The sequence below is a fragment of the Variovorax sp. YR566 genome (assembly GCF_051992195.1).
Lineage (GTDB): Bacteria > Pseudomonadota > Gammaproteobacteria > Burkholderiales > Burkholderiaceae_C > Variovorax.
In genome coordinates this window covers 4746160-4760266 of the sequence record NZ_CP197092.1, presented here as the reverse complement: position 1 = coordinate 4760266, position 14107 = coordinate 4746160, and the positions used below count along the sequence as shown (strand labels likewise).

At 67.0% G+C, this 14107-nt stretch carries 12 protein-coding genes; 7 read left to right on the top strand and 5 right to left on the bottom strand.

Translation table 11 applies throughout. From position 1 onward, the window contains the following. Positions 1-5: 5 nt before the first annotated feature. The 5 genes from ACTG4X_RS22285 to ACTG4X_RS22265 are packed head-to-tail and all read right to left on the bottom strand — an operon-like array spanning position 6 to position 5727. Entirely contained in the window at positions 6-626 is a 621-nt protein-coding gene (locus tag ACTG4X_RS22285; RefSeq protein ID WP_440531951.1) for an HD domain-containing protein, read from the bottom strand. Between the two features lie 5 nt (positions 627-631). Next, entirely contained in the window at positions 632-1744 is a 1113-nt protein-coding gene (gene mltB / locus ACTG4X_RS22280) for a lytic murein transglycosylase B (RefSeq protein WP_307616747.1), read from the bottom strand. 53 nt (positions 1745-1797) lie between these two features. Beyond that, the gene (locus tag ACTG4X_RS22275; RefSeq protein ID WP_440531950.1) at positions 1798-3819 is read right to left on the bottom strand and encodes a transglutaminase family protein; all 2022 of its coding nucleotides are present in this window, start codon (positions 3817-3819) and stop codon (positions 1798-1800) included. 13 nt (positions 3820-3832) lie between these two features. Continuing rightward, complete coding sequence (locus ACTG4X_RS22270; protein ID WP_093050743.1) at positions 3833-4810, bottom strand: DUF58 domain-containing protein; 978 nt, start codon at positions 4808-4810, stop codon at positions 3833-3835. Next, on the bottom strand, positions 4807-5727 hold the full coding sequence (locus ACTG4X_RS22265; RefSeq protein ID WP_093050740.1) for an AAA family ATPase: 921 nt from the start codon (positions 5725-5727) through the stop codon (positions 4807-4809). Before ACTG4X_RS22265 ends, ACTG4X_RS22270 begins: the two co-directional genes overlap by 4 nt. Before the next feature lie 80 nt (positions 5728-5807). Here ACTG4X_RS22265 and ACTG4X_RS22260 point away from each other — a divergent pair, with 80 nt between their 5' ends. The 7 genes from ACTG4X_RS22260 (at position 5808) to ACTG4X_RS22230 (ending at position 13987) form a co-directional block, all read left to right on the top strand. Next, the gene (locus ACTG4X_RS22260) at positions 5808-6761 is read left to right on the top strand and encodes a histone deacetylase family protein (protein ID WP_093080179.1); all 954 of its coding nucleotides are present in this window, start codon (positions 5808-5810) and stop codon (positions 6759-6761) included. 46 nt (positions 6762-6807) lie between these two features. Continuing rightward, entirely contained in the window at positions 6808-8088 is a 1281-nt protein-coding gene (locus ACTG4X_RS22255) for a mechanosensitive ion channel family protein (protein ID WP_440531949.1), read from the top strand. A gap of 135 nt (positions 8089-8223) precedes the next feature. Then, positions 8224-8973 (top strand): electron transfer flavoprotein subunit beta/FixA family protein, encoded by a 750-nt coding sequence (locus ACTG4X_RS22250; RefSeq protein ID WP_093078509.1) that lies wholly within the window; start codon positions 8224-8226, stop codon positions 8971-8973. A gap of 2 nt (positions 8974-8975) precedes the next feature. After that, the gene (locus ACTG4X_RS22245) at positions 8976-9908 is read left to right on the top strand and encodes an electron transfer flavoprotein subunit alpha/FixB family protein (protein ID WP_307616743.1); all 933 of its coding nucleotides are present in this window, start codon (positions 8976-8978) and stop codon (positions 9906-9908) included. 74 nt (positions 9909-9982) lie between these two features. Beyond that, positions 9983-11773 carry an acyl-CoA dehydrogenase gene (locus ACTG4X_RS22240; protein WP_440531948.1) on the top strand — a complete coding sequence of 597 codons (1791 nt, stop codon included), beginning with the start codon at positions 9983-9985 and terminating at the stop codon, positions 11771-11773. A gap of 79 nt (positions 11774-11852) precedes the next feature. After that, positions 11853-12815 carry an NAD(P)H-dependent flavin oxidoreductase gene (locus ACTG4X_RS22235; protein ID WP_440531947.1) on the top strand — a complete coding sequence of 321 codons (963 nt, stop codon included), beginning with the start codon at positions 11853-11855 and terminating at the stop codon, positions 12813-12815. A gap of 59 nt (positions 12816-12874) precedes the next feature. Next, positions 12875-13987, top strand: coding sequence for an acyltransferase family protein (locus ACTG4X_RS22230; RefSeq protein ID WP_440534416.1), 1113 nt, complete (start codon positions 12875-12877; stop codon positions 13985-13987). Positions 13988-14107: the final 120 nt, after the last annotated feature.

Genomic DNA, 14107 nt, shown 5'->3' with positions numbered 1-14107 from the left:
GCCAGTCAGCCGGCGATGGAGCGTTGCAGGTTGGCGCGCGCCTGTGCTTCGAGCTGCGCGTGCATCCGCGGTGTTGCGTAGATCGCCTGGCGGTCGAGAAAGCGCTGAAGGATCGCGCGGCGGCGCGGCAGGCGCACTTCATCCGGAACGAAGGCGTACTCGGCATGCACCTGGCGCTCGTACTCGTCGAAGCGCGTGCGTTCGGCGCCGAGGATCGACAGGTCGATGTCGATCAGCAGTTCGGCATCGCGGCCTTCGGGCACAGCGTCGTGGCGCGTGGCCATGACGAGCGCGTGAACCCGTTCGGCTGCTGCTTCGTCCACGCCGGCTTCAAGCAGGGCCTGGCGCGCCCAGTCGGCGCTGCGAGCTTCGTTGTCGTGGGCGTGTACGTCGTAGATCGCGTCATGGAACCACAGCGCAAGCGCCACTTCTCCAGGGCGCTCGGCCGATGTCTTCTCGCGCTCGAACCACGCGAGGCATTCGCCCAGGTGCTGCATCGTGTGGTAGTGGCGCTGCGGCTCGCCGTAGCGGCGCTGCAGCTCGGTGCAGAGCGCTTCGCCGGGCGACTCGACGCCCAGCGCACGCCATGCGTCGGTCCAGTTCGCGCGCAGCGCATCGGGTGTCATGGTGCCTATTGCTCCATCGCCGCCTTGACCTCTTGCCCCAGGTCGAGCACGGACATGGCGTAGTAGCTGCTCCAGTTGTAGCGCGTGATCACGTAGAAGTTGCGCGTGCCCGCCACGTAGGTCGGCGGTGCATCGGCACCGTTCTGCAGCTCGATCAATGCGAGCAGGCCCTTGTGCTTGATGCCTTCACCCTCGGGCACCGCACCGGCGGCCACGAAGCTGTCGGCGCTGAAGGTCGGCAGGATGTCGGGCGCCAGCAGCAGCGCCTTCTGCAGCCGCGCTTCCTCGAAATGCACGGGGTAGATGGCCGGCATGCCGGGTGTCCAGCCGAAGGACTTGAAGTAGTTGGCGACCGAGCCGATCACGTCGGCGGGGTTGTTGACGAGGTCGATGCGGCTGTCGCCGTCGAAGTCGACCGCGTACTTGGCCATGCTGCTGGGCATGAACTGCGGCATGCCCATGGCGCCGGCATAGCTGCCCAGGGGCGTGAGCGGATCGTCGGCGGTGCGGCTCTCGGTGCTCAGGAAGCTTTCGAGTTCGCCGCGGAAGAATGCCTGGCGCTCGGCCGCGCGTGGGTGGCCGTCGGGGAAGTCGAATGAGAGCGTGGCCAGCGCGTCGATCACGCGGAAGTTGCCCATGTTGCGGCCGTAGATGGTTTCCACGCCGATGATGCCGACGATGATTTCAGGCGGCACGCCGTACACCTGCTCGGCGCGCGCCAGCGTGTCGGCGTTGGCGCGCCAGAAGCGCACGCCGGCCGCTATGCGCACCGGGTCGATGAAGCGGCTGCGATAGGTCTGCCAGTTCTTCACGGTGCCGACCGGGCCCGGCAGCATCAGGCGCGGCACGTTGGGCAGGAACCGCGCGCTGCCGATGGTGGCGCGCACCCAGTCGCGGTCGAGTCCTCGGCGCTCGGCCACGTCGTCGGCGAATTGCATCGCGTCGTCGCGCGTGGCGTAGGGCGTGCTGCCGCGCACCGGGCTGGCGGCTGCATTCCGGCCATTGGAAGGGCCGTTGGAAGATTTCTGGGCCATGGCCCCCGTGGACCAGGCGCAGCATGCGGCGAGAAGAGCGGCTGCCGCAGCGGCGCGCGAAGGCGTAGGGAGAAAAAATCGCATCGGCCGATTGTGCCGTCCGCCCGCGCCGCCCCTCTTCAGGGACACATGTGGTTTCAGCCGCGTGCGTTGGCGCTGGGCCAGGCGAGGTGGCGGAACTCCGAGCGCAGGGTGGAGAGCGAGTCTGGCGTGGCCGGCGCGTAGCGCTGCGCTTCGAGCTTCAGCAGCCAGTCGCGCACGGCCTGCGCGGCAGGGCCGAAACGCGCGTCGGCTGCCTGGGCCATCTGGCGGGGCGGGGCGGTGTCGGGCAGTTGCAGGCCGGCCTTGGCGAGGCGCGCGCGCGCCTGGCCCAGCAGGCGCAGCCACGGATCGTGCCGGCTGCGCTCCCACAGCGTCCAGGCGGCACCGGCCAGGCTCGCGCCCACCAGCAGGTAGAGCAGCACGTAGGCCAGGTCTTCGAGGCTCGGCGCTTCGAAGCCGATGTTCTTCAGCAGGTTGAGCTGGCGGCTCTGCGTGTAGTTGAGCACCCACTGGTTCCAGCCGTTGTTCACGGCCTCCCAGGCGGCACGGATGTTCTGGGCGAGCGTGGGGCTCATCGAGCCGATGGCGCCCGCGAACAGGCCCGGTTGCGGCACGAGCCGTTGCGTCTGGCCGATGCGCCCCGGGGCGACGGAGCCTGTCGGGTCCACGCGCGTCCAGCCGGTGCCTTCCTGCCAGATCTCGGCCCACGCGTGGGCATCGCTCTGTCGCACGATCCAGTAGTTGTCTACGCTGTTGAGTTCTCCGCCCTGATAGCCCGTCACGATGCGCGCCGGAATGCCGAGGTTGCGCATCAGCACCACGAAGGCCGAGGCGATGTGCTCGCAGAAGCCTTCTTTGCGGTCGAACCAGAACTCGTCGGCGGTGTTGTCGCCATAGACGCCCGGCTCCAGCGTGTAGGTGTAGCCGCCGGTGCGAAGGCGCCGCAGGGCGGCCTGCACGAATGCCTGTGCATTGGCGTTGGCCAGCGCGGGATCGGCGCGCATCTCGGCGGCGAGGGCGGCGGTGCGCGGGTTGGTGCCAGGCGGCAGGGCCAGGTAGGCCTGGAGCTGGCCGCCCGTACGCTTCACCGGGCCGCTCTGGAACTGCGTGTAGCTCTCGGCGCGGTAGCGCACCAGATCGGTGACGGGGCGGTTAGCGAACCATTGCAGGTCGGGCGTGCCGGTGACTTCGAATCCGGCCCCCTCGGGGGGGCGCTGCGAGGCGTCGAGGGTCAGCAGCCAGGGGCGGTTGTTGGCTTCGAGCGTGATTTCGTAGCGCACGGGCTCGCCGCTCACGCGCAGGTTGGCGGACCACTGCGCGCCGCGCGCCCATGACGGGAGCGCGGTCCATTCGCGGCCGTCGAACTGCGCCAGCACCGGCCCGCGAAAGTAGAGCTGGCTTTGCGGCGGCGCGCGGTCGCCATCGAACTTGATGCGCGCGGCGATGCTGTCGTCGAGCGCCAGTTCGGCGATGGTGCCCACGCGCATGGTGTTCGACAGGCCGGTGCGGCCCGCCATGGCGTCGCTGGGGGTGCCCCACAGCGGTGCGAAGCGCGGGAACAGCAGGAACAGCGCGAGCATGATCGGTGCGCCGGCAAGCGCCATCCATCCCGCGGTGCGCGCGGCCTGCATCAGCGGAGGCCGGCCCACGGGCATGTGCGCGTTGACCAGTGCCGTCAGCAGGCCCAGCAGCGCCAGCAGCATGGTGAAGGCGGTCAGCAGCGATTGCGAATAGAAGAAGTTCGTGAGCATCGTGAAGAAGCCCAGGAAGAAGACGACGAAGGCGTCTCGCCGCGCGCGCAGTTCCAGCGTCTTGAGTGCGAGCAGGCTGACGATCAGCGTGACGCCCGCGTCCCGGCCCAGCAGCGTGCGGTGGGTGGCGTAGGTGGCGCCGATCGTCAGCATCAGCAGCGCAAGGCGCCACCACTTGCTGGGAAGGGGGCGTGCCTGCACGGCCAGCGAGGCGCGCCAGAGCAGCACCATTGCCGTGATGGCCGTGCACCACCAGGGCAGGTTCTCGACCTGCGGCAAGAGGATCAGGCCGATGACGCAGAGAAGGAAAAGGGTGTCCCTGGCATCGCGGGGAAGCGAGGCGAGTTCGCGTGCAACTCTGTTCATTCGACGGTCTCGTTCAGCACAGGGCCAATGCCTCCAGGCAGGCCCGCCGGTGGGCTTCGCCCTGGGACGGTTTCACGACCCGGCCCGCCACCCGCACGCCGTAGTCCACGCCCAGCCGGTCTGACATCAGCACCCAGGCGCACAAGCGCGAGATGCGGGCCTCGGTGTCCGCGAGGCCGGTGGCCTGTGCATCGAGCCAGAGTTCTTCGCGCTGGGTCTGCTGCGTGTCTCGGCTGACGAGGTCTTCCGACCCGGCTGCCTGCGCCCGCGCGGCCTTCTTCCAGACCACGAGCTTCAGCGGATCGCCGCGCCGGTAGGCCCGCACGCCGTCGTATTCGCCGGCGTTGTGCGCCCGCAGCGCGGCGGACACTGCCGCTGGCCCCGACAGGGGCTCGCCCGGCGGGAGCGGCGGCGGATGCGCTTCTGGCGTGGGGTACACCAGCATCTGCGCGGCCGGCCGCCAGACCGTCCACACGCGGAACGTGCCGAGCGGGAAGCGTGTTTCCGCCGTCAGCGGCGGCACCGGGTGCAGCCCGCGCCGCTCGGGCTTGAATGCGATCTCGACGGTCGACGTGCCCTCGGCCGGCACGTCGGTCCAGGCCCATTGCCCGCTGCCGCGCACGGCCATGCCGATGCCGTAGCGCACGCTGCGGCGCGTGTTGTGCAGCACCACCCGGAAGACGGCGGCGGCGCCTGCGTAGTGGGCGTCGGGCGCCACCATGTGCATGGCCAGTCCGCGCAGCGTGCCGTGGCAAACGTGCATGCCCACGGCCACGCTGCCGGCGAGCAGGAAGGTCAGCAGGTAGCCCAGGTTGAGCTGGTAGTTGATCGAGGCGATCAGCAGCACCAGCAGCGTCGCGGCCAGCGTCCATCCGGCCCGCGTGGGCACGATGTAGACATTGCGCTGCGTCAGCTCCAGTGTGTCCGACGGCGGACGGCGCGACAGGAACCAGCCGTCGATGCGCGAGCGGAGGGCGCCTGCAGGGCTCACGGCAGCGGCACTGCGGCGATCATGGCGCGCACCTGCTCGACGGCGCCGCGGCCTGCGTCGCCAACCGGCGTGAGGCGGTGCGCGATCGTCTGCGGCAGCACGGCCTGCACGTCATCGGGTGCGACGTAATTGCGGTTGGCCAGCAGCGCCTGCGCCTTGGCCGCGCGCAGCACCGCGATGCCGGCGCGCGGCGACAGGCCCTGCAAAAACCAGCGGCCCGAGCGCGTGGCCGCGATAAGGTCTTGCACGTAGTTGAGCAGCGGATCGGCCGCATGCACCTGCTGCACGCGCTGCTGCAGGGCGGTCAGCTCGCCGGCGGTCAGCATCGCGGGCAGGGAGGCCAGCATTTCTCGGCGGTCGACGCCCGAGAGCAGCTGGCGCTCGGCGGCGCGGTCGGGGTAGCCGAGCGAGATGCGCATCAGGAAACGGTCGAGCTGCGACTCGGGCAGGGCGAAGGTGCCGAGCTGGTCCTGCGGGTTCTGCGTGGCGATCACGAAGAAGGGCGTGGGCAGGGGACGGGTCTCGCCTTCGACGGTGACCTGCTTTTCTTCCATCGCCTCGAGCAGCGCACTCTGGGTCTTGGGGCTGGCGCGGTTGATTTCGTCGGCCAGCAGCACCTGCGCGAAGATCGGCCCGGGGTGGAACACGAAGGCCTGCTGGCCCCGGTCGTAGATTGCCACGCCCGACAGGTCGCCCGGCATCAGGTCGGCGGTGAATTGCACCCGGGAGAACTGCAGCCCGAAGGTGTGCGACAGCGCGTGGGCGAGGGTGGTCTTGCCGACCCCCGGCACGTCCTCGATCAGCAGGTGCCCGCCCGCCAGCAGACAGGCAACGCAGTCGCGCACTTGGGCCTCTTTGCCCACGATCACCGTGTTAAGCTGAGTTAACAAAGTGGCTAGCTTTGCAGCAACGTCCATATTTGTATCCATATGCAAACGATACCGTAAGACCTGCCGGCCCCATGCCGCGTGAGGTCTAGACGTGGCGACAGAGACACATGGGCAAGACAGGCTACTTCACACATCGCGACTTCTGGAAGCACGACATGGGCGGGGGGCATCCCGAATGTCCCGGGCGCCTGGATGCCATCGAAGACCGCCTGCTGCTTACCGGCGTGGGTGACGCACTGGAGCACTGCGAGGTGCCGCTGGCCACCCTGGAGCAGCTCACCCGGGCGCACAGCACGGAGCACGTCGAGTACCTCGAGGAACTGCATCAGCGCCTGGTGGCCGACGAGCCCGCCGGCGGCCCCGACCACGCGCAGGTCGATCCCGACACGATGCTCACCCGCTTCACCCTGCTGGCCGCGCGCCGCGCCGCTGGCGCCGCGATTGCCGCGACCGACGCGGTGATTGCCGGCGATCTGGAAAACGCCTTCTGCTCGGTGCGCCCGCCCGGCCACCATGCCTGCCGCGAGCAGGCGATGGGTTTCTGCTTCTTCAACAACATTGCCATTGCCGCGCGGCACGCCATCGACGTGCACGGCCTGGAGCGCGTGGCCATCGTCGACTTCGACGTGCACCACGGCAACGGCACCGAGAACATCCTGTCGAACGACCCGAACGTGCTGATGGTCGGCTTCTTCCAGCATCCGTTCTATCCGTACAGCGGCACGGTGCATCCGGCATCGAACATGCTGAACCTGCCGATCCCGGCCTACACCCGGGGCATGGACGTGCGTGAGCTGATCGAGGCGATCTGGATGCCGCGGCTGGAAGAATTCAAGCCGCAGATGATCTTCATCAGCGCCGGCTTCGACGCCCACCGCGAGGACGACCTGGGCCAGCTTGGCCTCAACGAGAACGACTTCGCCTGGATCACGGGCCGCATACAGGATGTTGCCAGGCGCCATGCGAAGGGCCGTATCGTCTCGATGCTCGAAGGCGGCTACAACCTCGATGCGCTGGCGCGCAGCGTGGAAGCCCACATCCGCGTTCTCGCGGACCTGTAACGCAGCCGGCGCGAATGGCGCCCACGCTTCCGTTTTCTTTCAATAGATGAATTTCAACGATTTCACCCAACGCCTCGCCCAGGTCGATGCGCGCGGCATCGGCGTCGAATTGGTTGCGCTGGTGGCCTGCGTGGCGCTGGCCTGGGCCGTGAGTAAATGGTTCGGCCGCGACCAGCCCAAGGACTCGATCTGGTTCGGCGAAAGCACCTTCGACGGGCTGCTGTTCCCGCTGCTGGCGCTGGTGCTCACCGATCTCGCCCGGCGCGTGGTGATCGATTTTCAGACCGTGCTGGTGCTGCGCATCGCGGTGCCAGTGTTTCTGTCGCTGGCGGTCATCCGGCTGTTTGCGCGAGTGCTGCGGGCGGTGTTTCCGGCGTCCAACGTCGTGCGGCTGATCGAGCGCACGATTTCGTGGCTGGCCTGGATCGCGGCGGTGCTCTGGATCGTCGGGCTGCTGCCGCCAGTGCTGACCGAACTCGACCAGATCACCCTGGCCTTCGGCAAGACGCGCGTGAGCCTGCAGACGATCTTCCAGGGCGTGCTGTCGGCGGGGCTGGTGCTGGTGATCTCGCTGTGGATCTCGAGCACCATCGAAAAACGCATCCTGCGCGAGGCCGTCACCGACCTGTCGATGCGCAAGGTGGCATCGAACGCGGTGCGTGCCTTCCTGCTGCTGGTTGGGCTGCTGTTCGCGTTGTCGGCAGTGGGGGTGGACCTCACGGCGCTGTCCGTGCTGGGTGGCGCGCTCGGCGTGGGCCTTGGCTTCGGGCTGCAGAAGCTGGCGGCCAATTACGTGAGCGGCTTCGTGATCCTGCTCGAGCGCTCGATCCGCATCGGCGACAACGTGAAGGTCGACACCTTCGAAGGCCGCATCACGGATATCAAGACCCGCTACACCCTCATTCGCGCGGGCAACGGACGCGAGGCCATCGTGCCGAACGAATCGCTCATCACCAGCCGGGTGGAAAACCTGTCGCTGGCCGACCGCAAGTTCAACATCACGACCACCATCGTGGTCGGCTACGAGAGCAACGTGGCGCAGGTGCAGACCATCCTGTGCGATGCGGCCAAGGCCCAGCCGCGCGTGATGACCGACCCGGAGCCCGTGGCTTTCCTCATGAACTTCGCGCCCGACGGCCTGGAGTTCACGCTGAACTTCTGGGTGGCCGACCCCGACAAGGGCAAGGACAACCTGCGCTCGGCCATCAACATCGCCATCCTCGACGGGCTGCGCGGCGCGGGCATCGACATTCCCTATCCGCAGCGGGTGGTGCGTGTGGAGTCTTTACCGGATGGACTCGCCCAGCCGCCCAACGCTGTTTTATAATCACGGAAAAGCACGATCGTTCTTTTTTCTTGGCGCCTGCGCCGATGGGAAGAACGGAGAGGCCGCAAAGGTCGCGTCCTAGAATGACCGGCTGCCCTCGAAGCCCCCTTTTTGCAATCCAATGGAGTCAAGTCAATGAAGGTTCTTGTACCTGTCAAACGGGTCGTCGACTACAACGTGAAAGTGCGCGTCAAGAGCGACGGCACCGGAGTGGACATTGCCAACGTCAAGATGAGCATGAACCCCTTCGACGAGATCGCCGTTGAAGAAGCCGTGCGCCTGAAGGAAAAGGGCGTGGTCACTGAAGTGATCGCAGTCTCCTGCGGTGATGCCAAGTGCCAGGAAACCCTGCGCACCGCCATGGCCATCGGCGCCGATCGCGGCATCCTCGTGGAAACCACCGAAGAACTGCAGCCCCTGGCCGTGGCCAAGCTGCTCAAGGCGCTGGTCGACAAGGAGCAGCCGTCGCTCATCATCCTGGGCAAGCAAGCCATCGACGACGATGCCAACCAGACCGGCCAGATGCTGGCTGCCCTGGCTGACCTGCCTCAAGCCACCTTCGCCTCCAAGGTTGACCTGGCGGCCGACAAGGTCACCGTGGCACGCGAAGTCGACGGCGGCATGGAAACGCTGACGCTCACGCTGCCGGCCGTCATCACCACCGACCTGCGCCTGAACGAGCCGCGCTACGTCACCTTGCCCAACATCATGAAGGCCAAGAAGAAGACGCTCGACGTCTTCAAACCCGAAGACCTGGGCGTGGACGTCAAGCCGCGCCTGAAGACCCTGAAGGTCTCGGAACCTCCGAAGCGCGGTGCCGGCATCAAGGTGCCCGATGTTGCAACGCTGGTGGACAAACTGAAGAACGAAGCGAAGGTGATCTGAACATGACCGCACTTGTTATTGCCGAACACGACCACGCGACCGTCAAGCCCGCGACCCTGAACACCGTGACCGCTGCGCTGGCTTGCGGTGGCGATGTCCACGTGCTGGTGGCCGGCGCCAATGCGGCCGAAGCCGGCAAGGCCGCCGCGCAAATCGCCGGAGTCTCCAAAGTCATCGTGGCCGACAGCCCCAGCCTCGCTGAAAACCTGGCAGAGAACGTCGCCGCTCAAGTCCTGGCCATCGCCGGCAACTACAGCCACATCCTGTTCCCCTCGACCGCCAACGGCAAGAACGTCGCGCCTCGCGTGGCTGCCAAGCTCGATGTGGCCCAAATCTCCGACATCACCAAGGTGGACAGCCCCGACACCTTCGAGCGCCCGATCTATGCCGGCAACGCCATTGCCACCGTGCAGAGCAGTGACGCTACCAAGGTGATCACGGTTCGCACGACCGGCTTCGATGCTGCAGCCGCCACGGGTGGCAGTGCAACCGTCGAAACGGCCGAAGGCGTCGCAGACAGCGGCAAATCGAGCTTCGTGGGCCGTGAAGTCACCAAGAGCGAACGCCCGGAACTGACAGCCGCCAAGATCATCGTCTCGGGTGGCCGTGCCCTGGGCAGCGCCGAGAAGTTCACCGAGGTGATGGCCCCGCTGGCCGACAAGCTCAACGCGGGCCTTGGCGCCAGCCGCGCAGCCGTCGACGCGGGCTACGCCCCGAACGACTGGCAAGTGGGCCAGACCGGCAAGATCGTCGCCCCGCAGCTGTACATCGCAGCAGGCATCTCGGGTGCGATCCAGCATCTGGCCGGCATGAAGGACTCCAAGGTGATCGTGGCGATCAACAAGGACGAAGAAGCCCCGATCTTCTCGGTGGCCGACTACGGCCTCGTGGCCGACCTGTTCACGGCCGTGCCGGAACTGGTGAAGGCGCTCTGATCGCACTGCTGCACTGAGCCAGAGGGCATCGTTCGCGATGCCCTTTTCGTATCCGCTGTATCTGGAGACAAGACATGAGCTACACCGCCCCCATCAAGGACATGCTGTTCGACATCGAGCACCTGGCCAACATCGGCGAGATCGCGAAGCTGCCGGGCTTCGAAGACGCCGGCCTCGAAACTGCGCAGGCCGTCCTCGAGGAATGCGCGCGCTTCAACCAGGACGTGGTCGCGCCGCTGAACGTGGCGGGCGACCGCAATCCCTCGTCGTTCAAGGACGGTGCCGTCACTACCACGCCGGGCTTCAAGGAGGCCTTTGCGCAGTACGTGTCGGGTGGCTGGCAGGGCCTTCAGCATCCGGCGGACTTCGGCGGCCAGGGCCTGCCCAAGACCATCGGCGCGGCTTGCGGCGAGATGCTCAATTCGGCCAACATGAGCTTCGCGCTGTGCCCGCTGCTGAGCGACGGCGCCATCGAGGCGCTGCTCACGGCCGGCTCCGACGAGCTCAAGGCGGTGTACCTCGAAAAGCTTGTGAGCGGCCAGTGGACCGGCACGATGAACCTCACCGAGCCGCAGGCCGGCAGCGACCTCGCCATGGTGCGCAGCCGCGCCGAGCCGCAGCCTGACGGCACCTACAAGGTGTTCGGCACCAAGATCTTCATCACCTACGGTGAGCACGACATGGCCGAGAACATCGTGCACCTCGTGCTGGCCCGCGTGACTGGCGCGCCCGAGGGCGTGAAGGGCATCAGCCTGTTCGTGGTGCCGAAGTTCCTCGTCGGCAAGGACGGCTCGCTGGGCGAACGCAACGACGTGCACTGCGTGAGCATCGAGCACAAGATGGGCATCAAGGCCTCGCCCACTGCCGTGCTGCAGTACGGTGACCACGGCGGCGCAGTGGGCTACATCGTCGGCCAGGAGAACCGCGGCCTCGAATACATGTTCATCATGATGAACTCGGCCCGCTATGCGGTGGGCATGCAGGGCATCGCGATTGCCGAGCGCGCCTACCAGCACGCCGTGGCCTACGCAAAAGACCGCGTGCAGAGCCGCCCGGTCGATGGATCCATCAATGCCAGCGCGCCCATCATTCATCACCCCGACGTCAAGCGCATGCTGATGACGATGCGCGCCTACACCGAAGGCTGCCGCGCGATGGCCAGCGTGGCCGCTGCCGCCTACGACGCCGCGCACCATCATCCCGACGCGGATGCGCGCAAGCAGAACCAGGCCTTCTACGAATTCATGGTGCCGCTGGTCAAGGGCTACAGCACCGAGATGAGCCTCGAAGTGGCCTCGCTCGGCGTGCAGGTGCACGGCGGCATGGGCTTCATCGAGGAGACCGGCGCGGCGCAGTACTACCGCGACGCCAAGATCCTGACGATCTACGAAGGCACCACCGCCATCCAGGCCAACGACCTCGTGGGCCGCAAGACCGCGCGCGACGGTGGCCAGACCGCAAAGGCGATTGCCGCGCAGATCGAGAAGACCGAAGCCGAACTCGCCAAGAGCGACAGCCCCGCGGCGGCCGCCGTGCTCAAGCGCCTGAAGGCCGCGCGCCTTGCGTTCATCGACGTGGTCGATTTCGTGGCCGGCCAGACCAAGGCGTCGCCCAATGCAGTGTTCGCCGGCAGCGTGCCCTACCTGATGCTCGCGGGCAACCTCGTGGCAGGCTGGCAGCTCGCGCGTTCGCTGATCATTGCGCAGGACCTCGCTTCGCGCAGCTTCGACACCGACTTCATGCTGGCGAAGATTGCCACCGCGCGCTTCTATGCCGAGCACATCCTCAACAAGGTGCCGGGCATCCGCGACAGCATCGTCGACGGCTCCGAGAGCGTCACGGCGATGGCGCTCGACGCCTTCTGACGCACCGCCGCTGTCGCCCATCTGACGGGCGATGGCGGCTTCTCTCTCTTATAAAACCGAACCCATCTCCGGAGACGACATGTCCAAGCTGCCCCCCGTACTCGCGAACCTGCCGCTGCCGATCATCGGCTCGCCGCTGTTCATCATCAGCAACCCGAAGCTCGTGATTGCGCAATGCAAGGCGGGCGTGGTCGGCTCGATGCCGGCGCTCAACGCGCGCCCCGCGGCGCAGCTCGAAGAGTGGCTGATCGAGATCACCGAAGAGCTCGCGGCCTACAACAAGGCCAACCCCGACAAGCCTGCCGCCCCGTTCGCCATCAACCAGATCGTGCACAAGAGCAATGACCGGCTCGAGCACGACATGGAGATGGTCGTGAAGTACAAGGTGCCGATCGTCATCACCTCGCTGGGCGCGCGCACCGACGTGAACGACGCGGTGCACAGCTACGGCGGCGTGACGCTGCACGACATCATCAACAACAAGTTCGCGCAGAAGGCGATCGAGAAGGGCGCTGACGGCATCATCGCCGTGGCGGCCGGCGCTGGCGGCCACGCGGGCGTGAAGAGCCCGTTCGCGCTGGTGCAGGAGATTCGCCAGTGGTTCGACGGCCCCATCGCGCTGTCGGGCTCCATCGCCACCGGCGGTGCGGTGCTTGCCGCGCAGGCCATGGGCGCCGACTTTGCCTACATCGGCACGGCCTTCATCGCGACCGAGGAAGCGCGCGCGAGCGACGACTACAAGCAGGCCATCGTCGACGGTAGTTCGGACGACATCGTCTATTCGAGCCTCTTCACGGGCGTGCACGGCAACTACCTCGCGCCCAGCATCGTCAAGGCCGGCATGGACCCGGCCAACCTGCCCGAGGGCGACGTGAAGACCATGAACTTCGGCGGCGGCGAAGGCAGCAAGGCCAAGGCCTGGAAGGACATCTGGGGCTCGGGCCAGGGCATTGGCGCCGTGACCGAAGTGGCCAGCGCCTCGGCCTTCATCGAAAAGCTCAAGCGCGAATACCAGGAAGCAAGGCAACGGCTCGCGCTTTGACTGCCACTGCGAACGGCGCCGCGCCTGCTGCCGGCGCGCCGCCATCATCGCTGGGGCGCATGCCGCTGCTCGACGCGGCGAAGGGCATCGCCTGTGCGGTGATCGTCGGACACCATCTCTCGCGCTATGGCCCGATGCCGGCAGGCGCGTACGCGCTCGCGCCTGACTTTTTCTCGTGGCTGGCCAACGAAGGCCGGCTGGCGGTGCAGGTGTTTCTCGTCATCGCCGGCTTTCTTGCGGCCGCCAGCCTTGCGCCCGACGGCGTGCTGCGCGTGGAGCGGCCGGTGACGCGCATCCTGCAGCGCTATGGGCGGCTGGTCATGCCGTACCTCGCCGCGCTCACTGTGTGCGTGCTGGTCGCGGCGGTGGTGCGGCCGTGGCTCGATGAAGAGGTTGTGCCTGCGTCGCCGACCTTCGGGCAACTGGTCGCCCATGGATTGCTGCTGCAGGACTTGTTGGGCTACGAGTCGCTGTCGACGGGCGTCTGGTACGTGGCCATCGACTTCCAGCTGTTCGCGCTGGCGCTGGCACTGGTGGGCCTGCCCACGATGCTGCAGCGCTCCAGCGGCTCGCCACCGCTGAGCGCACAGGCGCGCTGGATGCCCGTGGCGCTGGTGCTCGGGCTGGCCGTGGCTTCGCTGGCGCTCTTCAATCGCAATGCCGGGCTGGACGACACAGCCTTCTATTTCTTCGGCACCTACGGCCTGGGCATGCTGGTGTTCTGGATCGGGCGCGCCACGCGGTCAAGCACCTGGCAGAGCGCGATCGCATTGCTTGCGCTGGTGGGGGCGGGCGCGCTGGCTATCGACTGGCGCAGCCGTATCGCCACGGCGCTGTTCACGGCACTGCTGATTGCCATTGCGCAGCGCCGCAACTGGCTGTCGCCTAAGCACTGGCCTGCCGTGGCCCTGCCTTTGCTGCGGCTGGGGCGTATGTCGTACTCGCTGTTCCTGATCCACTTCCCGGTGCTGCTTGCCATGAATGCGGCGGTTGCGAATTCTGGGCCGCACGGTGCGTGGTTCGACGCGGTCGGCCTCGTGGCGACCTTCGGCTTGTCGGTGGCCGCGGCGGCGCTGCTGTACCGCTGGGTGGAGGCGCGCCCGGCCTCGTGGCGCGCGGTGTTCACGTTTTTTGCTGCGCTGCTGGTTACCGGGCTAGTCGTTTCTCATTAAGGACAGGGGCGCCCACGCAGGCGCACTGGCCGAATCTTCCTGAACCCGGTTGCGCTCGAGCGCCGGAGCGTGCAGTCTGCGGGCTCGTCAGTCGCTCGCATCTTCGGTATGATTGTGGAG